We start from the raw sequence: 22,851 nt of genomic DNA, 5'->3' as shown, positions 1-22,851 counted from the left end.
TCAGGGGTGAATTTATGTTAGAAAGTCAATCAAACTGGATTTTTACATATAACAATAAAGATGAAGCAAATATGGACAGTTTAGCAGATGTAAATGTTTCTCCTGTAATTAAACAACTACTGTTACAAAGAGGAATCGATACAGCTGAAAAAGCCAAAAACTTTTTAAATCCAAGTCTGGAATTACTTCATAGTACGAATAGTTTCTCTCAAATTGATAAAGCTGTGAATCGAGTGAAACAAGCAATCGATGCAGGCGAAAGTATTCTTGTCTATGGTGACTACGATGCCGATGGTGTGACATCAACTACAGTGATGATCGAGGCATTACGTGAAAGTGGCGCGATGTGTGATTATTATATACCGAATCGATTTACAGAAGGTTATGGTCCCAATGAAGAGGCATTTCGTGAAGCACATCGACAAGGATTTCAACTTATTATTACGGTGGACAATGGGATAGCTGGAATAAACGAAGTCGCCGTTGCTAATGAATTAGGTATGGATGTTATTATAACGGATCATCATGAGGTGCAAGAATCATTACCGGAAGCCTATGCCATTATTCACCCTAAATGTTCAGATAGTTATCCTTTTAAGGAATTAGCGGGAGTAGGTGTTGCATTTAAATTTGCGGAACATTTACTTGGATATTTTCCTAAACAGTTTCTCGATCTGGTCGTAATTGGAACGATCGCAGACTTAGTTCCTTTGCAAGATGAAAATCGGATCCTCGTGCATTATGGTTTACAAGCACTAACCCGATCAGAACGAAAAGGGATCAAAGCATTGAAAAAACTGTGCCAAATAGAAGGAAATGTTACTGAAGAAGATGTCGGATTCCGAATTGGACCGCGACTTAATGCAGTTGGACGTTTGCAGGATGCCAATTTAGCTGTCGACCTTTTGTTAACGGATGATCCTGAAGAAGCAGAAGAATTGGCTAATTATGTTCAAGAACTAAATACGGAAAGGCAAAAAATTGTTGCCGATATTACAAAAGAAGCGATAGAAATCTTTGAATCATCTGATGCGGAAAAGCGGGTAATTATCGTTGCGAAAGAAGGATGGAATCAAGGCGTACTAGGAATTGTTGCATCCAAACTGGTTCAGAATTACTATCGGCCAGCTATTGTACTTACCAGTGATCCGGAAACAAATCAGGCAAAAGGGTCTGCCCGTAGTATTGAAGGCTTTGACATGTTCCAAAATTGTATGCAACACAGAGATTTATTTACACATTTTGGTGGGCATGCTCAAGCTGCCGGAATGACATTACCAACAGAAAATATTATAGAGTTAGAAGAAAAATTAGATCGATTAGCACAAGAACAATTGACAGATGCAGACTATAAACCGCAGTTGCTTGTCAGTGGTAAATTATCGATCAGCGATATTGATATGTCATTATTGGAAACGATCGACCAGCTAGCACCGTTTGGTATGGCTAATCCAAAACCTCTTTTTCATATTGAGGCAACTCCTTCTGAAATAAGTCAAATTGGCGCAACTAAAAATCACCTAAAGATGAAATTTGTCGATGCTGGTGTGCATATGGATAGTATTGGATTTGGTTTTGGTGAGAAGGTACCATTCCTAGCTAAACAGACACCAATCGAAATGGTGGGGGAACTGCAAGTTAACGAATGGAATGGGATCCGTAAACCACAAATGATGATAAAAGATATTGCTGTAACGAGTTGGCAGCTTTTTGACTATAGAGGAACAAAGAACTGGCAGCAACAATTAGAGGATAATCTGGAAAACCACTACTTTGTGAGCTTTCAAGGTCATAACTACGATCGAATACCTGTCTGTGATAAAGATACAGTATTAAGTCTTAATCAAACTATCGATGCACTATATTTACTTGATCTACCTAAATCACTAGATGACATTCGCGAGCTTGTTCAAAAAGTAAAATTTAAACGATTGATCGTATGTTTCTCCACAAAAGATAGTGATTATTTTCGGTCATTGCCAACTAGAGAGGAATTTAAGTGGTTGTATCAGTTAATGTTAAAGCGTAAATATTTTGATTACAAAGTGGATGCTCCGAAACTTGCCCAATATAAAGGTTGGAAATTAGAAAAAATTAAATTTATGTTCCAGGTTTTTTATGAACTGGAGTTTGTAACGCGTAAAGAAGGGTTGATTGTGCCTGCCGATCAACCATCTAAAAAAGATTTAGCAGAAGCACAGGTTTATCAAGACCGAAAAAAATGGATGGAACTAGAAGAAATATTAATTTATTCATCGTATACACAATTAAAAACATGGATATCTGAGCAAATGAATGCTGAGATACATGAGGAGGAAATGGTTCATGGATTATAAAAAGTATATTACGGTTGTAGAAGATTGGCCAAAAGAAGGAGTTCGCTTTAAAGATATTACAACATTAATGGACAATGGCCCGGCTTATAAAGCAGCAGTTGACGAAATTGTCGAATATGCTAAAAGTAAAGATGTTGATATTATTGTAGGTCCTGAAGCAAGAGGCTTTATTGTTGGTTGTCCAGTATCCTATGCATTAGAAATTGGATTCGCACCAGTTAGAAAAGAAGGAAAGCTTCCTCGTGAAGTAATAAAAGTTGATTATGGTTTAGAATACGGTAAGAATGTCTTAACGATCCATAAAGATGCAATCAAGCCTGGTCAACGCGTGTTAATAACAGATGACTTATTAGCAACAGGTGGAACGATCGAAGCGACAATTAATCTAGTCGAACAGCTTGGTGGTATTGTAGTAGGCTGTGCATTCTTGATCGAACTATCCTACTTAAACGGACGTGACAAACTAGAAGGATATGATGTATTAACATTGATGGAATATTAAGAATAACGTGTGCCAAATGAAGAAAAGTTATATGGTTACTTCATAAGGCTCTTACTTGAGCATGAGTTCAGCTACAAATCGGACTCATGCTTTTTTAATAGACAGCGCAAGAAGACAACCCCTACAGAAGGATACCCCCGGAAGCGCATTCCTGTTCCGAGGTAAATATCTTCCCTTCCGAGGATAATCGTCTATATCCAGGGAAGGGGGGGAAATATCCCCGGAAGCGCATTCCTGTTCCGGGGAAAAAGCCTTCCCTTCCGAGGATAATCGTCTATATCCAGGGAAGGGGGGGAAATATCCCCGGAAGCGCATTCCTGTTCCGGGGAAAAAGCCTTCTCTTCCGAGGATAATCGTCTATATCCAGGGAAGGGGAGAAAATATCCCCGGAAGCGCATTCCTGTTCCGGGGAAAAAGCCTTCTCTTCCGAGGATAATCGTCTATATCCAGGGAAGGGGAGAAAATATCCCCGGAAGCGCATTCCTGTTCCGGGGAAAAAGCCTTCCCTTCCGAGGATAATCGTCTATATCCAGGGAAGGGAAGAAGATATCCCCGGAAGCGCGGTTCTGTTCCGAGGAAAAACCCTTCTCTTCCGGGGATAAATGATTATATCAGGCAGCTGGAGTGGTAGTTATCATCATTATATGTTTCAAAATTATGTCTAAAATTATTACGCTACGTCGAACAAACAGAACTTTCATACTCCGCAGTTTCTATTCATTCATTCCGAATCAGATAATGAGTGATGAATTCCCACCGAATGATCACTATATTAGTGATGTTAAGTATAATAATAAGTACATAATAAATAAATGAAGTAAATTGTCGAGAAATGAAAGGTATAGGAGGAAAATTTGCTTTATTTTTGGTATGATAGATAAAACACGTTTTATAACGTAGTTAGTCTAATAGTAAAAGGTGATTATATGGCAAAAGATAGAATTTTAGCGCCTGAGGATATATTTGAAGAAGCTAAAAGTTATTTAAATGATGAAGATATTCGCTTTATCAAGCGTGCGTATGATTATGCGGAAAAAGCACATGAGGGACAATTTCGTAAGTCAGGAGAGCCATATATCATTCATCCTGTTCAGGTTGCTGGAATCTTACTTGATTTAAAATTAGATCCCGAGACGATAGCTAGTGGTTTTTTACATGATGTCGTCGAAGATACATCAATTACTGTAGAAGACTTGGAAACGGAATTTAATGAAGAAATCGCAATGCTCGTTGATGGGGTAACAAAGCTCGGGAAAATAAAATATATGTCAAAAGAGGCTCAACAGGCTGAGAACCACCGCAAAATGTTCATTGCAATGGCTAAAGACATTCGTGTAATATTAATCAAGCTTGCAGACAGATTACACAACATGCGGACATTGAAACATTTACCTGCAGAAAAACAACGTCGTATCTCGAATGAAACGTTAGAGATTTTTGCACCTTTGGCACACAGGTTAGGTATTTCAGCTATTAAATGGGAATTGGAAGATACGGCACTTCGTTATTTAAACCCTCAACAGTACTATCGTATCGTTCACTTAATGAAACAAAAACGCGAAGAGCGTGAACATTATATTGATGAAGTAATGGAAGAAGTAAAAAAACAACTGAATGATGTTAATATCGAAGCTGACTTTTCTGGCAGACCGAAACATTTATATAGTATTTATCGGAAAATGATGTTACAGAAAAAGCAATTTAATGAAATCTACGATCTGTTAGCAGTTCGTATTATTGTATCCAGTATTAAAGATTGCTACGCTGTTTTAGGTATTATTCATACATGCTGGAAGCCAATGCCAGGGCGATTTAAAGATTATATTGCCATGCCAAAACCAAATTTATATCAATCCCTGCATACGACGGTAATCGGACCAAAAGGTGCACCTTTAGAAGTACAAATACGTACAAAAGAAATGCATGAAATAGCAGAGTACGGGATCGCAGCACACTGGGCATATAAAGAAGGTAAGAAGGTTAATACCACTCAGCAGTCAAATGAAGACCGTCTTGCATGGTTCCGTGAAATATTAGAGTGGCAAAATGACGCAAATGATGCTGAAGAATTTATGGAATCATTGAAGGTAGATCTCTTTTCAGACATGGTTTATGTATTTACTCCGAAAGGCGACGTTATTGAATTACCAAGAGGTTCAGTTCCAATTGATTTCGCCTATAAAATTCATACCGAAGTCGGGAATCATACGATTGGTGCCAAAATCAACGGCAAAATGGAACCACTTGATTACCAATTAAAAAATGGTGATATTGTGGAAGTGATGACATCGAAGCATTCTTATGGACCTTCACAAGACTGGCTGAAAATGACGCAAACATCGCAAGCTAAAAATAAAATAAAGCAGTTTTTCAAAAAACAGCGTCGTGATGAAAATGTGAGCAATGGACGCGAGATGGTTGAAGAGGAACTAAAACAAGCAGGATTTGAGCCAAAAGAAGTATTAACAGCGGAAAATATTGATCTGGCCCTAGAAAAATTCAGTTTTGGTACAGAAGAGGATATGTTTGCAGCAGTTGGTTATCATGGCATTACGGCAGCACAAATCGTTACCAGACTGACAGAAAAAATTCGTGAGCAGCAAGAAAAGGATAAAAAGATAGAAGAAACGATTGAGGAAGTTAATGCAAGTGGCCAATCGATAAAGAAAAAATCAAAAAGAGATTCTGGTGTACGGGTAGAAGGCGTCGACAACATGCTGATTCGTTTGTCTAAATGTTGTAACCCGGTACCTGGTGATGATATTGTCGGCTATATTACGAAGGGCAGAGGCGTTTCTGTTCATCGTAAGGACTGTCCGAATGTACAGGCAAACGAAGCAAAAGACCGTTTAATCTTTGTCGAATGGGAAAATACAGAATCTGAATCTAAGTCCTATCATGTTGACCTAGAAATATCCGGATATGACCGTCGTGGATTATTAAATGATGTCCTACAGGTTATTAATGAATCAAAGACAAATATCATTGCAGTAAACGGCCGTTCTGATCGTAATAAAATCGCGATTATTAATGTGACGATTCTGATTCATAATATTAATCATTTACGTCGGATTGTCGACCGTTTAAAACAAATTCAAGATGTTTATACAGTTGAACGAACGATTCAGTAAAAAGGCAGGTAGAGAAATCGCATGAAAGTAGTATTACAACGAGTAAAGGAAGCTTCTGTTACAGTAGATAATCAAGTAGTTGGCCAAATAGAGAATGGCTATGTCGCGTTAGTCGGTGTCACTCATGAAGACACGGAAGAGGATGTTAATTATCTCGTTAATAAAACGATAAACTTACGTATTTTTGAAGATGAAAATCAAAAGATGAACTTATCTCTTAAAGACGTAGGCGGAAGTGTGCTCTCGATTTCACAATTCACACTCTATGGAGATGCAAGAAAAGGGAGAAGGCCAAACTTCATGAAGGCAGCTAAACCTGATGTTGCCGAAAATCTATATGAACAATACAATCAAAAATTAAGAGCAGAAGGTATTAACGTTCAAACTGGGCAATTTGGAGCTACTATGAACGTATCGCTGACTAACAATGGACCTGTTACCATGATTCTTGAAAGTGGGATAGAGTGATAAGGATAATAAAAAACGAGTTGATATTAATCAACTCGTTTTTTACTATCTGAAATATTGTTCTAGACCCATTAAGACTCCTCGACTCATTGCTTCAAGGAATGCTCGTGATTGAATTTTCCTTTCTTCTGTTTCATTTGAAATAAACCCAAGTTCCAATAATAGTGATGGGCGATGATTGACTCGCAATACGTGTAAATCCCGTTGTTCAATCCCACGATCATTCATGTCCGTTTCATTAATAATTCCACCATGTACATACTCGGCTAGTTGCTGATCACGTTTAGATAAATAATATGTATCAATACCTTGAACCTCTGGTAACTCCGGGGTACTATTATAATGTATACTGAGGTAAACATCGGCTTGCAGCAGATTGGTGTGTGTTGTTCTGCTCGTTAACGGTACATATTGATTGTTACTACGAGTAAGATATACATCCGCACCGTGTTCTTCTAGCTTTTCACGTAATATTTGTGCTGTCTTTAATGTATAATCACTTTCAAAACCACCTGAAGCACCAATAGCACCAACATCCCTTCCACCATGACCAGGATCTAAGACGATTTTTTTGCCTGCTAAGCTATTGTCCATCTGCTCGTAAGTTTCCGCTGAATTTGTAACGGAATTAGAGCTTGTTCCATCTTGTTCTTCGTTATCAGAGCTTTCTTCTTCCATCATATTTTCATTGTCATTTTGCGATTCAGACTCTTCTGTAATTGAAAAATAATCCTGGTGGATCCATCCTTGATGATCTCCTAAATCGATTTTAGTCCATTCACCAGATTCCTCGAGAACTGGATACTGCTCAGGAGGGTTTACTTTTGTAATTACATCGTAATCTGTACCAGGTCCACTTCTTACGTTTAAATTTTCTCCTTCAATTTGCGCTTCCTTTGCATAAATAAGTAAAGATATTGAAAAAATAAAAATAAAACTAATGATTGTCAGGAAAAAGATTTTTCTTTTCACAATTGATAACGCTCCTTCGACATATGTTCACTATTATCTTACCGGAATCATAACCAAAAGTAAAAAAAGGATGAGAACAACGGATGCATACGCATTATAAACATAACAGAAAAGCAGCAACAAATCAGCAATACACTAAAAATGCTCATCATTTTCATGAATTCCAGCCGAGGAACTATCAAACAGAAATTGCAGCACAATTTGATATTCCTCTGCACTCTACCCAAAAAATAGCGAAAAACCGAAGACAAACTTGACAAAAACAATCAAGAACGATTATGATATAATAAATTCTAAAGATAACTATAGCTAATGATGGAAAGAGTAGCGAAGAAACAGTAGGAAAGAGAGAGAATTCCCGAGGCTGAAAGAATTCTTGCTGACTGGCTTACGCGAAAGACATTCCGGAGGCTTTGTACCGAATAGAGTAGGTATGAACGTAACAGGCGTTAACTGTTTGAGTGGAAGTAATTATACTTCAACTAGGGTGGCAACACGGGTAATCTCTCGTCCCTTTTTTTTAGGGGTGGGAGTTTTTTTATGTCCATTAATCTAGAGAATGTGTGAGGGGGAGATCTAATGAAAGCACCTAGAGGTACGCAAGATTTATTACCTGGTGTGACGGAAAAATGGCAATATGTCGAAGAAAAACTGAAGGAATTAAGCAATAACTATCATTACCAAGAAATTCGCACACCCATCTTTGAACATACTGAATTATTTCAGCGTGGTGTCGGTGATACTACAGATATTGTCCAAAAAGAAATGTATACTTTTTTAGACAAAGGAGATCGAAGTATTACCTTAAGACCAGAAGGAACAGCTTCTGTTGTTCGCTCATTTGTTGAGCATAAGTTGTTTGGTTCTCCTAATCAACCGACAAAACTATTTTATATTGGACCAATGTTTCGTTATGAAAGACCGCAACAAGGCAGAATGCGACAATTTGTACAATATGGGGTAGAGGCATTAGGCAGTGCTGATCCCGCGATCGATGCGGAAGTTATTTCATTGGCAATGAATGCTTATCAAACATTAGGCTTACAGTCATTAAAGCTTGTGATTAATAGTCTAGGTGATCAGGAAAGCAGAGAAAATCACCGTCAAGCGTTAATTGATCACTTTACTCCAGTGAAAGAAGAATTGTGTGATGACTGTCAGACACGTTTAGAACAAAATCCTTTACGTGTATTAGATTGCAAGAAAGATCGCGAACATCCCAAAATGCAAGATGCACCATCTATTTTGGAATACTTAAATGACGAGTCAGAAGCTTATTTTGAAAAGGTAAAAGCATACTTAGATGTAATGAATATTTCATACGAAGTGGATCCAAATTTAGTACGTGGTCTAGATTACTATAATCACACCGCATTTGAGGTTATGAGTAATGCTGAAGGATTTGGAGCTATTACCACATTATCTGGTGGTGGTCGGTACAACGGATTGGTTCAAGATCTTGGTGGACCTGAAACACCTGGAATTGGTTTTGCTTTAAGTATTGAACGTCTACTGATGGCATTAGAGGCAGAAGGTGTTGAGTTGCCAATTGACAGTAAGCTTGATTGTTATGTTGTGTCATTAGGGGATGCTGCCAATCTAAAAGCAGCAGCAATCGTTAATGAATTACGTCAAGCAGGTATTCAAGTAGATAAGGATTATCAAGCGAAGAAATTTAAAGCACAATTTAAAGCAGCTGATCGCCTTCAAGCAAAATATGTACTAGTTCTGGGCGATGATGAATTAGCTAATAATCAAATCGCCGTAAAAAACATGGAGACTGGTGACCAAGAAACAGTTGCTTTAGATCAATTAACAGAACACATGCAAGGAATTTTATAAGGGGGAGAATCATGCGAACTTTAGCAGGAACTTTACGAAAAGATCACGTGAATCAAGTAGTTACACTAAAAGGCTGGGTACAAAAACGTCGTGACCTTGGCGAAATTATTTTTATTGATTTGCGTGACCGATCTGGCGTTGTCCAAATCGTTTTTAATGCTGAAAACAGTAAAGAAACACATGAGGTTGGAGACAGTGTCCGTAGTGAATATGTAATTGAAGTAAAAGGCGAAGTGGTAGAAAGAGATGCTGAAACGGTTAATTCCAAAATCGATACCGGTGATATTGAAGTTATCGTAAGTGAAATAAAAGTGTTAAATGAAGCAAAAACACCTCCATTTACGTTAACAGATGACATCGATGTATCAGAAGATATTCGATTAAAATATCGTTATCTCGATCTACGTCGTGAAGTCATGCAGGAAACATTTAAGTTACGTCACCAAGCAACACAGTCCATTCGCGAATTTTTAAACAGCGAAGACTTTTTAGAAATGGAAACACCTATGCTGACAAAAAGTACTCCAGAAGGTGCACGTGACTATTTAGTGCCTAGTCGTGTACATGAAGGTTACTTTTACGCATTGCCACAATCACCGCAACTGTTTAAACAATTATTAATGGTTGCAGGTTTTGAAAAGTATTATCAATTTGCTCGTTGTTTCCGTGATGAAGATTTACGTGCTGATCGTCAACCGGAATTCACTCAAATTGATATCGAAACATCTTTCATGTCAATGGACGATATTTTAGAAATGACAGAAAGCATGATGAAAAAAGTAATGAAAGATGTGAAAGGTTTAGATATTGAAACGCCATTCCATCGCATGCCATATGATGAAGCAATGGAACGTTTCGGTTCAGATAAACCAGATGTACGTTTTGATATGGAATTAGTGAACCTTTCCGAAGTAGTGAAGGATTCTGGCTTTAAAGTATTCCGCCAAGCAGTTGAAAATGGTGGGAAAGTAAGTGCTCTTAACTTAAAAGGAAAAGCAGAACTTTACTCTCGTAAAGATTTGGACAATATGACAGATTTCGCAAAAATTTATGGTGCAAAAGGGTTAGCCTGGCTGAAAGTAGAAGAGGAAGCTTTAGTAGGACCTATTGCCAAATTTTTCTCGGAAGAAGAACAAGCACAATTCCGCAGTATGCTTGATGCTAAACCAGGAGACATTCTGTTCTTTGTAGCTGATAAAAAACAAGTCGTATATGACACATTAGGTGCATTACGCTTGAAGTTGGCTAAAGATCACGATTTAATTGATGAAAGCAAATTTGAATTTCTCTGGGTCACAGACTGGCCACTATTAGAATATGATGAAGAGGAAGGGCGCTACCATGCAGCCCACCATCCATTCACTATGCCATTTGAGTCTGATTTTGACAAATTGGATACTGATCCTGGAGCAGTTCGCGCACAAGCGTATGACTTAGTTTTGAATGGATATGAACTAGGTGGAGGTTCACTTCGTATTTATCAACGTGACATGCAAAATCAAATGTTTGAAAAACTTGGATTCACGAAAGAAGAAGCAGAATCTCAGTTTGGTTTCTTACTTGATGCATTGGAATACGGTGCGCCACCACATGGAGGTATTGCTTTCGGGTTTGATCGTTTCATTATGTTACTTGCAGGTCGCACGAATTTACGTGATACCATTTTATTCCCGAAAACAGCATCAGCATCAGATCCAATGACAGAGGCACCAAGTCCTGTTGATGGTAAACAGTTAAATGAATTACATTTAAAATTAAAATAAATGTAAAGAAATGGTTAAGGTATTGTAAAGTAATACCCTTGAATTCCAAAATTCGATATGCTATTATGTAGTTAACAACAAGATAACAAAAATCCTGATGTGTTCGTCGGATTATTGACGTTTTGACCGAACACCAATTACATCGGGAGCCCGGCGTTCTTATATGGTGTGCATGCCGCTTTACTTATATGAAAAATAGCGGAAGCATGAAGTATAGGACAGGGCACCCACCTGCTAGGAGCGGGATCAAAACTTCATCACTTACGACGGCACAATTGGGATTGTCGATTTAAAATTAACAGACACATCATTTTCATGGTGTGTCTTTTCTATATGTAGAATAGAACCGGATATGAAAGTTTTATGGTGATTTAGAAGTGCAGATATTCTGATTAGTTTTTAAGAAAAGAGTCGATTATACATAGCAGATAAAATTGTAGTACAACCAATGTTTCTCATGGACAAAAGTAAGCTAAAAAAGAAAAAACTGTCCACGAGAACAGCTCTCGCGGACAAAAGTGAGCCAAAAAGAGAAAAAGTGTCCACGAGAACAGCTCTCGCGGACAAAAGTAAGCCGAAAAGGGAAAAAGTGTCCACGAGAACAGCTCTCACGGACAAAAGAATGCGAAAGTTGAAAAAAGTGTCTACGAAAATAGCTTTCGAGTACATAAATAAAAGACAGCTTCTGAAGGTAGCTGCCTTTGCTTTCATTATTTTGCTACTTGTTCTAAGTTACCGTTTTTATCCATGCGGAATTTCGGAATCGGACGTGATTCCTCTTCTTCAAACACTACCATCTTTCTAGCTCGCTCGACAATTTGCATAAAGGCTTGGTAGTCTTCCTTCATCGTTTGTAATTCCTTCTCTAAATCTTTTACTCTTTTTTGTTCATTTTCCAATTGGTTCTGTAGTTGCTCATTTTCTTGCACTAGTTTTTGGTTACTGGCCTTTGAAGATTGTGCTAGTTTTTGCTCTTTCTTCAAATATTGTAAATATCGAATAACTTGATCTAGATCTATACTATATTCTTCCTGATAAGACTCAGCAACTGGGGTAGTCTCTGGTTGAGCTTGTTCACGATTGGAATTCCAATTCAACATCGAATATACTTCTTCTTCAATTGTTCTATTTGTCTCATTTTCTTGTTGACTAGTTTGTACACTAGGAGGTGTATAAACATTATTTTGTTTGGCAAGTGCTCTTTTCCTGTCTTTCCGTTGTTTTTTCGCAATTTGTACAGCTTGTTCATAGTTTTGTCGCACTTCGGCATTCCATCTGAATCCGCAAGCTGCTGAAGTGCGGTTTAATTTATCACCTACTTCATCAAAAGCCCTTAATTGCGTACTCCCTTCCCGGATATGTCGTAATACTGTTTCTGCTAATAATAGGTCATCTTCATGTGACCATGCATCTTGACGTACTTTCGCCATGGATGTTCACTCCTTGTTTGATTCTGATATATTTTTTTAATAGATAGTTAAGCAAACAGAGATGTCTAGCTCCAAGCACCCAAAAACAAGTGCCCTTCCTGCAGCTTCGTACGATAAGTCATCACCAGTTCCTTCGTCACTGTGATTCCTTTATCTCCTCCGTATGTATGATCGATTAAAAGCGCCACTTTACGTGGCAACTTCGATCCATCCGTGTTGAACGGGCGCAGGTTATACGTTTTTGATCGGGCGCTTTTTGCTTTTCTAATAGATTGATAATCGTACGAATAGATTAACTTATTTGCTAGTGTGACCAGAAAAGGAGTGAATTAAACACTATTTTTTCATTTTTTGATATATTTGTTGTAAATTTTTTTCAAACTTACCGGTATCCTTAGGCTGATAGTATTGTTTATGCTTGATTTTGTCAGGTAAATATTGTTGCTTAACCCAGCCGCCTTCATAGGCGTGTGGGTATTTATAATCAACTCCACGACCAAGAGCTGATGCTCCTTTATAATGCGCATCTTTTAAGTGAGCAGGTATTTCACCGGTATCACCACTACGAATATCAGCAAGTGCTGCGTCCAGTGCTGAATAAGCACTATTCGATTTTGGAGATAAACATAGCTCGACAATAGCCACTGATAAAGGGATACGTGCTTCCGGAAAGCCTACGCGTTCAGCGGTCTCGACTGCAGCTAAGGCTCTTGGACCAGCTTGCGGATTTGCAAGTCCAATATCTTCATATGCACAAACCAACATTCTCCGGGCAATACTTTCTAAGTCACCTGCTTCGATTAGTCGTCCTAAATAATGTAATGCAGCGTCAACATCACTGCCGCGGATTGATTTTTGAAAAGCAGATAATACGTCGTAATGGGCATCTCCACCTTTGTCATGGGAGAAACTCTTTTTTTGCATACAAGCTTCAGCATTCGCTAAATCAATCACGATCTGATCATTGGTTTGAGGCGTAGAGTAGGCTGCTAGTTCTAGTCCGTTTAAGGCAGCTCGCAAGTCACCATTACAGGCATTAGCGAAATGTTCTTTGGCTTCTTGCTCCACTACAAGTGGCAACTTTCCTAAACCATTTTCTTCATCTGCAATCGCACGATCTAATGCTTCGATAATATCTGAAGGTTCGAGCCGAAAGAGTTCAAAAATATGAGAACGACTACGAATCGCAGGGTTGATCGAGTGATAAGGATTTGACGTCGTACAACCGATTAATGTAATTAGATTCGATTCTACATGTGGCAAAAGAAAGTCTTGCTTCGCCTTATCAAGTCGGTGCACCTCATCTAATATGACGACAAGCTGTCCCGACATTTTTGCTTCTTCTACAGCAATCTCCATATCTTTTTTCTTATCAATAGCTGCATTCAATAGTTTATAGCGAATACCTAAACTATTTGCAATACCGATTGCCATAGAGGTTTTCCCTGTGCCTGGAGGTCCATAGAATACCATTGAATGGAGTCGATTTGCATCAACCATTCTCCTGATCATTTGGCCTTCTCCTACTAAGTGTTGTTGTCCAATTACTTCATCTATATTTTTTGGTCTCATACGAAAAGCAAGTGGTTGATTTGCCATGGTAACATCCTTTCTATTACTTCTAGAGCAAGCAACTTGACATTTTTTAGTTGCTTTCTTAATATAGGCAAGTATGTAATGATGAGAAATACTTAGCTAATTGCGTTCGTTGTTTCTTTTTTCCTGCTATGAATTGTTCTGCAATTAGTATATCATTCATGCTATAATAACAACTAATGACGAACATTGTATATAGATAATTTGAAGGGGAAAAATGAGGTGTAATCATGAAGATATCTACGAAAGGGAGATATGGACTTACGATTATGATCGAGTTGGCCAAAAATAATGGCAACGGCCCGATGTCGTTAAAAAGTATCGCCAAAGAAAATAATTTATCAGAACATTATTTAGAGCAACTAGTTGCCCCATTGAGAAATGCAAGCTTAGTAAAAAGTATTCGTGGCGCATATGGTGGTTATGTATTGGCAAAGGAACCGAATGAGATAACTGCTGGCGATATCATCCGAATTCTAGAAGGACCAATCACTCCGGTTGAGGGAATTGAAGAGGAGGAGCCAGCCAAACAGGAACTTTGGATCAGAATTCGTGACGCAGTGAAAGATGTACTGGATACAACCACATTAGAGGACTTGTCCACTTACGGGGAAAAAGGTGTACAGGATCCTTACATGTTCTACATTTAAAGAAAAGAGTTGAAAGTAATGAAAGCTATCTATTTAGATCATGCCGCGACAACTCCGGTACACCCGAAAGTTGCCGAGGCAATGACAGAAAGCTTACAAGAGAATTTTGGTAATCCATCTAGTATTCATTCATTTGGACGGAAAGCTAGACAGGTTTTAGATAAAGCACGTTCGGTTGCAGCCCAATCTATAAAAGCTACCGAAAAGGATATCGTTTTTACAAGTGGTGGAACCGAAGCAGATAATATCGCCATAACCGGAGTTGCGCTAGCCAACCAAGATAAAGGAAAGCATATTATCACAACAAAAATTGAGCACCATGCAACATTACACACGGCTGAAAATCTTGAAAAACAAGGGTTTGATGTAACGTATTTAGATGTAAATGAACACGGTGTAATTAATCCTGAACAATTGAAAAATGCTTTGCGTGACGATACCATACTTGTGACCGTCATGATGGTAAACAATGAAACAGGTGTGATCCAGCCGATTGCAGAAATTGGTGAATTGCTAGCGGATCATCAAGCCTACTTTCATACAGATGCTGTTCAGGCTTATGGTATGTTACCGATAGATGTTGGGGAACTTAAAGTTGATTTGTTAACCGTTTCTTCTCATAAAATAAACGGTCCGAAAGGTTTAGGGTTTTTATATGTTCATCCAGATGTAACGTTACAAGCCTTACAGCATGGTGGAGAACAAGAGCGTAAACGTCGTCCAGGTACGGAAAATGTTGCAGCGATTGCCGGATTTACAGAAGCAATTCAGCTTGCCCAGACAGAAAGAGACCAACGATATCAACAATATCAAGACTATCGCGATCTCTTTTTGCAAATACTCTGTGACCAAAATGTCAATTTTTCACTTAACGGTGAAAAAAGCGAACGCGTACCAAACATTATTAACGTAAGCTTCCCGGGAACCAATGTAGAAGCGCTATTAACCAATTTTGATTTGAGTGGTGTAGCAGCGTCGAGTGGAAGTGCTTGTACAGCAGGATCAGTCGAACCTTCTCATGTGTTAAGCGCGATGTTTACGGAAAATAGTAGCTGTACGACTAATTCGATTCGCTTCAGCTTCGGGTTAGCGAATACTCAGGAAAATATAGAAGAGGCAGCAGAGAAAGTGGCGAAAATCGTCCAAAGACTCACAAACTAAGGTGGTGACAACAATGAAAAAAAATGAAGATACACGTGTAATTGTCGGTATGAGTGGTGGTGTCGATTCATCCGTGACAGCCCTTCTGTTAAAGGAACAAGGCTATGATGTTGTTGGTATCTTTATGAAAAACTGGGATGATACCGATGAATTTGGTGTATGTACGGCAACGGAAGATTTCGATGATGTTGTTCGTGTATGTAACCAACTTGATATCCCATACTATGCCGTCAACTTTGAAAAACAATACTGGGATAAAGTATTTACTTACTTTTTAGATGAATACAAAGCAGGTAGAACTCCGAATCCTGATGTAATGTGTAATAAAGAAATTAAATTCAAAGCATTTTTAGACCATGCCCTTTCACTAGGTGCTGATTATGTCGCAACAGGACATTATGCCCAAGTAAGACATACAGGTGATCGTGCAGAAATGTTACGTGGTGTGGATGATAATAAAGATCAAACATACTTCTTAAATCAATTGTCTGAAGATGTGTTAAAAAGAGTGATGTTCCCACTTGGAAATTTACCAAAAACGGAAGTACGTCGTATCGCCAAAGAAAACGGACTCGCTACAGCGAATAAAAGAGACAGTACTGGAATCTGTTTTATCGGAGAACGAAACTTCAAAGAATTTCTTAGTGAATATTTACCAGCTCAACCAGGTAAAATCATGACATTGGACGGAGAAGTAAAAGGTGAGCATGACGGTCTGATGTACTACACGATTGGGCAACGTCAAGGACTTGGTATCGGTGGTCCAGGTGGTCCATGGTTTGTCGTTGGTAAAAACTTAGAAGACAATGTACTCTATGTTGGAGCAGATTACCATAACGATGCATTATATTCCGATGCACTAATTGCAACGGATATTAATTGGATTAATGAAGCACCAACTGAAGCTTTCCATTGTACGGCAAAATTCCGTTACCGCCAGAAAGATAATGGTGTAACTGTATATCCAAATGAAGATGGTACTGCTAAAGTCATATTCGATAATCCGGAACGTGCGATTACACCAGGACAAGCAGTCGTCTTTTACCAAGATGAAATCTGCTTGGGTGGTGGAACAATCGATGAGATTATTAAAGATGATAAATATTTAGATTATGTAGGATGATTGAGAGGGGCAGCATATTAATGTGCTGTCCCCTTTCGCTTAAAAAAGGTGATAAGATAAAACAAAAGTGTCCATCATAAGCTCGATGAAGGACAAAAGAGGAACAAATCAACAAAAAGTGTCCATCATAAGCTTGATGAAGGACAAAAGTAGAGCAAAACACCAAAAAGTGTCTCTCATCAATCTGATAAAAGACAAATGCGATATTCAGATACAGAATTGGTCATCATACGATCAATCCGCAGACAGTGCTTGCACGCTAATTCACAATTAAGCTAAAATAACAACAGGAGGTTTTAACATGACTGAAATGGACCAAGGGATTCAGTATATGAAAGAAGGCAAGCTAGAAGATGCAGCACAATACTTTACAGATGCGATTGAAAAAAATCCACAAGATCCCGTTCATTATATCAACTTTGGTAATCTACTTTTACATATGAAAGATTATGAGCGAGCTGAACGATTTTATCAAAAGGCAACAGAGCTCGATGAAAAAGCAGCAACAGCTTATTATGGATTGGGAAATGTTCAGTTTGAACAGGAGAAATATGACTCGGCAAAAGAATATTTTCAGAAAGCAATTAGTCTTGGCTTGGAAGAAGCGGATCCGTATTTTATGTTAGGAATGACATTTTTATACGATGAGCAGTTTAAATTATCACTTCCATATCTACAACGAGCAAGCGAACTAAGCCCTGATGATGTGGATGTGCAATTTCAATATGGACTGGCACTAGCACAAACAGAGCAGCTGGACTTTGCCAAATCAACTTTTGAAAGAGTATTGGAGTTACAAAAAGAACATAGTGATGCTCATTATAATTTAGGGGTTATCGCCTTATATGATGAAGATGTTGAACAGGCATTGGCGCATTTTCATCAAGCACTCGAAATTCAACCTGATCACTTATTAGCAGGAAATGGTAAACAGCAAATTGAAAAAATGCTCGAAGAAAACCAGTAAGAAATGGAGGTCTTTGTAATGGAGAATAGCCAACCAGCCGAACAAAAAAATTTCATAAAAGGTGAAATGATTCATACTATATTCGAAAATAAACAAGAGCACTTTTCCATTGCAAAGATCAAGATTCTCGAAACCAATCAACAGTTTGATGAAACAGAAGTCGTCGTGAAAGGATATTTCCGGCGCCTAGATCCTGGTGAAACTTATGAATTTTATGGACGGGTTGTTGATCATAAACGATTTGGTCGTCAATTCCAGGTGGAAAGTTATCAACGTTTTCTTCCTGAATCGAAGGAAGGCGTGATAGCCTATTTATCAAGTGATCTATTTCCGGGTATCGGAAAAAAAACAGCAGAACGGATTGTCGATACATTAGGAGAATCAGCTCTATCTCAGATTCTGAACGATCAATCTGTTCTGGCTCAGGTAAAAGGATTAGCGAAAGACAAACAGGAAAAAATTTATCAGATCCTGCAAGAAAATCAAGGGTTTGAACATATTGTCATCGCATTGTCGAAATATGGTTTCGGCCTGAAAATGGCTCAGAAAATGTATACAGCTTTTAAAGAAAATACTTTAGAAACATTGCAAACCAATCCGTATGCTTTCGTATTTGAAGTGGAAGGCTTTGGTTTCATACGAGCCGATCAAATGGCTAAAGAGAATAACATTCCGATTGATCATCCTACTAGATTACAAGCAGCGTGTGTTTATATTCTGCAAAACAGTATTCAGGATGGTCATGTTTATTTACCGATTGATCAGTTATTATATGAAATGGATCAATTATTAGATGGGGAAGGAAACCAGATCGATGTCGACAAAATGACTGCTCAAATTGTTGAGCTAAATACAGAAAAACAAATCATTGTAACGGACAAAAAAGTCTATTTACCGTCCTTATACTACTCAGAAACAGGATTTTGCGCTCAAATAAAACGAATTGCTGACAAAAAAATAGGCCGAGCATTTACAGATGCAGAATTGTTAAAAATTGTTGGTTCTATTGAGGAAGAAGAAGTTTTAAGTTATGGAAAAGAGCAATATCAGGCATTAGAAACCGCATTATCAGAGAAAATATTCATCTTAACTGGTGGACCAGGAACCGGTAAAACCACGGTTATTAAAGGAATTATCAATGCTTATGCTGAGATTCATGATCTTTCATTGGATCGAGATGATTATAAAGAAGACGAAGAATATCCATTTGTGTTAACTGCGCCAACTGGTCGCGCAGCCAAAAGGATGAAAGAGTCCACAGGCATTGACAGTGTGACGATTCACCGTCTATTAGGCTGGGATGGCAATGAGACTTTCGATAAAGATGAAAATAATAAGCTGGAAGGAAAAATTCTCGTTATTGACGAATTTTCGATGGTTGATATATGGCTTGCCTATCAATTGTTTCGTGCGATTCCAGATGATATGCAAGTAGTAATTGTAGGAGATGAAGACCAATTGCCATCCGTCGGTCCAGGACAGGTGCTTGCAGATCTGTTAAAAAGCGAGGTCGTCTCATCCGTTTCACTCAAGGAAGTGTACCGGCAAAAGGAAGGCTCCAAAATCATTCAGCTTGCTCATGAAATCAAAAACAATCAGGTACAGCCAGATAGCTTAACCAAAGCAAATGATTTTAACTTTTTAACTTGCCCAGATTATCAGGTTGTTGATATTGTAACGCAAGTAGTGAAAAAAGCTCATGACAAAGGAGTGGACTTACGGCAAATTCAGGTGTTAGCTCCCATGTACCGTTCAAAAGCAGGTATTCACCGGTTAAACACAGAGCTCCAAGCAGTGATCAACCCGCCACAACAAGGTAGAAGGGAAATGCGTTTTGGTGATACAGTTTTTCGCAAAGGGGACAAGGTCATCCAACTTGTCAATCAACCAGAAGATGGTGTGTTTAATGGTGATATAGGGGAAGTTGTCGCCATTTTTGAAAAAGATGAGAATGTTGACCAAGAGGAACAAGTTGTTGTAAGTTTTGATGACAAAGAAGTTGCTTATGCTAAAGCAGATTTGATGAATCTGATGCATGCTTACTGTACGTCCATTCATAAGTCTCAAGGTAGTGAATTTCAAATTGTCATTTTGCCAATTATCCCGGGATACAATCGGATGCTGCGCAAAAACTTGATCTATACAGCGATTACCCGTGCTAAACAATCGCTTGTCATGTGTGGTGATAAATCAGCATTTTTACGAGGGGTGCAAACTGAAGATACTAATCAACGTTATACATCACTTATTACTTATTTACATGAATTATTCCAAGTACACGAAAATAAAGCAGAAAATGCAGGAGAGCAGAAGTTAACTGCAGATGAACAACTGCTTGCTGTAGAAGTAGGTCAAGAAGATTTTTCACCTTATGACTTTATGGAGTAATCATGACTTCCTGAAGTTTTGTTGGAAGTCTTCCTCTTAAGCAGAGATCGGTATTACCGTCTCTGCTTTTTTTTGTTAAAAAACTGATTCGAAAGTAACGGAAAATAAAAAGGTGATAATTAAATAGGAATATATATCTGTTTTTCCAAAAAATACATATATTCTCTGGATTATTCTGCTATTTTTTATTTATAATGATTTATTAGATGAATAGTTTATTATGTGTTAATTGTTCGTAAAACTTCCACTTCAAAGTTCAAATGAATCGAAGGAATAAAGCGTGGTTAACCCCCTAATGATCAGTCGGCCACTGATCATAGTCTTACTCTATCATATGTTACGGAGGTGTACAGATTGTCAGATTCTGATTTTTTAAGTAATGCATTTTATATTATTTCTAATCGTTCAGCGGATATAGAACAAAAGATAGAAAGGTTAAAAGAAGCGAAACGTGACATAGAAGTTGAACAGGATCAAGCATTCATCGAAATTAAACAAATTGAAAAACCTTCTTTAGATCTTTCATGGGAGGGTACAGAAGCCAATAAGTTTGACGAGGATCGCCGTGAAGCTTATCAAGTGATGAAAACGAAGATTAGTAATTATGATCACTACATCTACCGGATAGATTGGGAAATAAGTCAACTAAAGCTTCAACAAAATACACTGGATATTGCCAGTTCGATTGCTTATCAGGCGGATCGATTATTGGATCAAGGTGAAGAAGCTGTGGAAGCATTCGGACGAAAAATTAACGAATTAAAAGGATGGTTGTTCTAATGAACATAAGATTAAGTAGTACTGCTGGTGGTGGAACGGAAATCAAACTCCATTTTCATTCTGTTATGGCTCAACTTGAAAATGCGAGAAATTGCTTATCCCAATTAGAATTACCGAAGCCTACTGACACTTATGGTAAAAATGAACTAAAATTCACGAATGAATGGTTGGAACGGGAAGAAATGATTCATGAATTTTTATTACAATATATTGAAACGGTAGAAAAAAACCTGGCAGACACAAGAGAAAGTGTGAAAAAACTAAAAGAACAAGATGAAGCAATTGGAAGGTAGAAAGATGGAAAGGGAGAGGAAGCGATGAGCTCAACTGAAACGTTGGAAACTAAATCGCTAGTCGAGACAGTAGAAGCTAGGGCACAGGAATATAAGGCTTTAAGTGAACAACTAGAAACATTAAGAACTGCTTTTCAGCAAATTGTTGATTTAAATGATTTTACAGGGAAGAGTGCTAATGCAATTAAAGGATTTTATCGTGCGCAAATCGATGTCATTGAAGCTTGGCTTGATTTCATTGATATGCAAATAGCTTTTTTTCAAGGAATAGAAGGAATGGCAGATGATTTCGAATTAGGTGGAAAAACATTGGTGGAAGTCCCCTTTTTGGAAAGAGAACTTGCTAATAGTACTTCAAAGGCATTCAATCTGGTCGATGCCCAGCAATCCAATTTGCAATCGATCTTTTCACGTATCAATGACCTCGTTTCATTAGACGTTTTCTCCAAGAGTGACTTTGAAGAACGGATGGAAGATGCTGAGGACAAACGGAAACAAACCAAACAGAAAGTAAGGGAATTTGATCAGCTCTTATTGGATCATTATCATCAGTCATCTCTCCATGAACAAGTGATTGTCGGTTTAATACAAGAAATGCTTCATGCTTCATCTCAGGGTGGAGAAATTTCTCCCGTTCATTTTAATGAAATCATCTATCAGCAAAGTGAAGTCCATCAAGCAAGGCAAGATGCACAGGAGCTTACCTCATCCTATATGCAGTACCAGGAGGAACTACAGGAAAATCGTGAATTACAAGCTAAAATAGAGGAAATGGAAAATCGCCCATGGTACGAAAAAGCGTGGGATACAGTCTGTACGTTTACAGGTGAAATAACCGGTTATTATGATGCCAAGCGTGCATCGACAGGAGTAGACCCGGTTACTGGTGAAAAATTAACGACTGCCGAACGTGTGACGGCAGGATCATTGGCAGCAGCCGGATTTATCCCTGTAGTAGGTTGGGCAGGAAGAGCACTGAAAGGTGGAAAAACAGCTTACACGATGTCGAAAGGTGTAAAAGCCACGGATCATGTATTGGATGCCTACCAAAATACGAAGGCATTTGATATACTAAAGAAGACAGAGTATGGTATATATGGACTGGCATCCTATAATGGATTCAGTGAATATATTACCGGCAAAGATATGTTCGGCAACGAATTAAGTGAAGAAAAACGAAATCAAAGCCTAACCCAAAGCCTATTTATGTTAGGTGCCGGTGGAGCAGGTGTAGCCGTAGATCGCATGCAGGCAAAAAACAGCCTCTCCACGATCTTCCCAACACCAAAACCACCCGCAACAGTACCGAAAACTCCAAAACCATGGTCAGTAAATTATGCAATGAAGTGGTTGAAGGAACAAATACCGGAAGTTCGGATTGTACAGGATTCGATGGGCGGTACCCATATAATGTTTGCGAAAAGAAGTGGTGGAGGAGTTGAGGATGTA

The 22,851-nt window shown here is 38.3% G+C and carries 19 protein-coding genes, 1 other RNA gene and 1 other annotated feature; of the genes, 16 read left to right on the top strand and 4 right to left on the bottom strand.

The genetic code is table 11. The annotated features are described in order from the left end of the window. The first annotated feature begins 14 nt into the window (after window positions 1–14). The 4 genes from recJ to dtd all read left to right on the top strand — a co-directional run bounded on the left by recJ (window position 15) and on the right by dtd (window position 6,437). Window positions 15–2,336, top strand: a complete 2,322-nt coding sequence (gene recJ / locus GH715_RS15085; RefSeq protein WP_153836078.1) for a single-stranded-DNA-specific exonuclease RecJ — start codon at window positions 15–17, stop codon at window positions 2,334–2,336. Next, window positions 2,326–2,838: an adenine phosphoribosyltransferase gene (locus tag GH715_RS15080; RefSeq protein WP_153836079.1), complete on the top strand. Its 513-nt coding sequence runs from the start codon at window positions 2,326–2,328 to the stop codon at window positions 2,836–2,838. The genes recJ and GH715_RS15080 overlap by 11 nt, the downstream gene beginning before the upstream one ends. Before the next feature lie 926 nt (window positions 2,839–3,764). After that, window positions 3,765–5,969: a RelA/SpoT family protein gene (locus tag GH715_RS15075; protein ID WP_153836080.1), complete on the top strand. Its 2,205-nt coding sequence runs from the start codon at window positions 3,765–3,767 to the stop codon at window positions 5,967–5,969. Window positions 5,970–5,990: 21 nt separating this feature from the next. Next, on the top strand, window positions 5,991–6,437 hold the full coding sequence (gene dtd, locus GH715_RS15070) for a D-aminoacyl-tRNA deacylase (RefSeq protein ID WP_153836081.1): 447 nt from the start codon (window positions 5,991–5,993) through the stop codon (window positions 6,435–6,437). A 45-nt stretch (window positions 6,438–6,482) separates the two neighbouring features. Here the strand turns inward: dtd and GH715_RS15065 are convergent, their stop codons facing one another. Beyond that, window positions 6,483–7,409, bottom strand: coding sequence for an N-acetylmuramoyl-L-alanine amidase family protein (locus GH715_RS15065; RefSeq protein WP_163578686.1), 927 nt, complete (start codon window positions 7,407–7,409; stop codon window positions 6,483–6,485). 83 nt (window positions 7,410–7,492) lie between these two features. On the opposite strand from GH715_RS15065, the gene GH715_RS15060 reads away from it, so the two are divergent. The 4 genes from GH715_RS15060 to ssrS all read left to right on the top strand — a co-directional run bounded on the left by GH715_RS15060 (window position 7,493) and on the right by ssrS (window position 11,300). After that, window positions 7,493–7,666: a hypothetical protein gene (locus tag GH715_RS15060; RefSeq protein ID WP_153836082.1), complete on the top strand. Its 174-nt coding sequence runs from the start codon at window positions 7,493–7,495 to the stop codon at window positions 7,664–7,666. Window positions 7,667–7,712: 46 nt separating this feature from the next. Then, window positions 7,713–7,927: a binding site (T-box leader), on the top strand. A gap of 61 nt (window positions 7,928–7,988) precedes the next feature. Beyond that, window positions 7,989–9,251 carry a histidine--tRNA ligase gene (hisS, locus tag GH715_RS15055; RefSeq protein WP_153836083.1) on the top strand — a complete coding sequence of 421 codons (1,263 nt, stop codon included), beginning with the start codon at window positions 7,989–7,991 and terminating at the stop codon, window positions 9,249–9,251. An 11-nt stretch (window positions 9,252–9,262) separates the two neighbouring features. Further along, window positions 9,263–11,014: an aspartate--tRNA ligase gene (gene aspS / locus GH715_RS15050; RefSeq protein WP_153836084.1), complete on the top strand. Its 1,752-nt coding sequence runs from the start codon at window positions 9,263–9,265 to the stop codon at window positions 11,012–11,014. 88 nt (window positions 11,015–11,102) lie between these two features. After that, a non-coding RNA gene (gene ssrS, locus GH715_RS15045) (6S RNA) lies at window positions 11,103–11,300 on the top strand. A gap of 424 nt (window positions 11,301–11,724) precedes the next feature. On the opposite strand, the gene GH715_RS15040 is transcribed toward ssrS, so the two are convergent. The 3 genes from GH715_RS15040 to GH715_RS15035 form a co-directional block, all read right to left on the bottom strand. Then, window positions 11,725–12,444 carry an RsfA family transcriptional regulator gene (locus tag GH715_RS15040; RefSeq protein WP_153836085.1) on the bottom strand — a complete coding sequence of 240 codons (720 nt, stop codon included), beginning with the start codon at window positions 12,442–12,444 and terminating at the stop codon, window positions 11,725–11,727. Between the two features lie 65 nt (window positions 12,445–12,509). Beyond that, entirely contained in the window at window positions 12,510–12,644 is a 135-nt protein-coding gene (locus tag GH715_RS21815; protein ID WP_267463681.1) for a hypothetical protein, read from the bottom strand. 136 nt (window positions 12,645–12,780) lie between these two features. Continuing rightward, on the bottom strand, window positions 12,781–14,043 hold the full coding sequence (locus GH715_RS15035; protein ID WP_153836086.1) for a replication-associated recombination protein A: 1,263 nt from the start codon (window positions 14,041–14,043) through the stop codon (window positions 12,781–12,783). 227 nt (window positions 14,044–14,270) lie between these two features. On the opposite strand from GH715_RS15035, the gene cymR reads away from it, so the two are divergent. The 8 genes from cymR to GH715_RS14995 all read left to right on the top strand — a co-directional run. Then, window positions 14,271–14,690 (top strand): cysteine metabolism transcriptional regulator CymR, encoded by a 420-nt coding sequence (gene cymR / locus GH715_RS15030; RefSeq protein WP_018931487.1) that lies wholly within the window; start codon window positions 14,271–14,273, stop codon window positions 14,688–14,690. Window positions 14,691–14,708: 18 nt separating this feature from the next. Further along, a complete protein-coding gene (locus GH715_RS15025; RefSeq protein ID WP_153836087.1) occupies window positions 14,709–15,851 on the top strand; it encodes a cysteine desulfurase family protein in 1,143 nt (380 codons plus the stop codon). Window positions 15,852–15,864: 13 nt separating this feature from the next. Next, window positions 15,865–16,974 carry a tRNA 2-thiouridine(34) synthase MnmA gene (mnmA, locus tag GH715_RS15020; protein ID WP_018931489.1) on the top strand — a complete coding sequence of 370 codons (1,110 nt, stop codon included), beginning with the start codon at window positions 15,865–15,867 and terminating at the stop codon, window positions 16,972–16,974. 301 nt (window positions 16,975–17,275) lie between these two features. Then, window positions 17,276–17,941: a tetratricopeptide repeat protein gene (locus tag GH715_RS15015; protein ID WP_153836088.1), complete on the top strand. Its 666-nt coding sequence runs from the start codon at window positions 17,276–17,278 to the stop codon at window positions 17,939–17,941. A gap of 18 nt (window positions 17,942–17,959) precedes the next feature. Beyond that, complete coding sequence (gene recD2 / locus GH715_RS15010; protein WP_153836089.1) at window positions 17,960–20,329, top strand: SF1B family DNA helicase RecD2; 2,370 nt, start codon at window positions 17,960–17,962, stop codon at window positions 20,327–20,329. Window positions 20,330–20,683: 354 nt separating this feature from the next. Next, entirely contained in the window at window positions 20,684–21,109 is a 426-nt protein-coding gene (locus GH715_RS15005) for a YwqH-like family protein (RefSeq protein ID WP_153836090.1), read from the top strand. After that, window positions 21,109–21,402: a YwqI/YxiC family protein gene (locus tag GH715_RS15000; RefSeq protein WP_018931493.1), complete on the top strand. Its 294-nt coding sequence runs from the start codon at window positions 21,109–21,111 to the stop codon at window positions 21,400–21,402. Before GH715_RS15005 ends, GH715_RS15000 begins: the two co-directional genes overlap by 1 nt. A 24-nt stretch (window positions 21,403–21,426) precedes the next feature. Next, on the top strand, window positions 21,427–22,851 hold a 1,425-nt coding region (locus GH715_RS14995), incomplete at its 3' end, for a ribonuclease YeeF family protein (RefSeq protein ID WP_163578685.1).

Source organism: Gracilibacillus thailandensis, assembly GCF_010994055.1.
GTDB lineage: Bacteria > Bacillota > Bacilli > Bacillales > Amphibacillaceae > Gracilibacillus > Gracilibacillus lacisalsi.
This window is presented reverse-complemented; position numbering and strand designations above follow the sequence as displayed.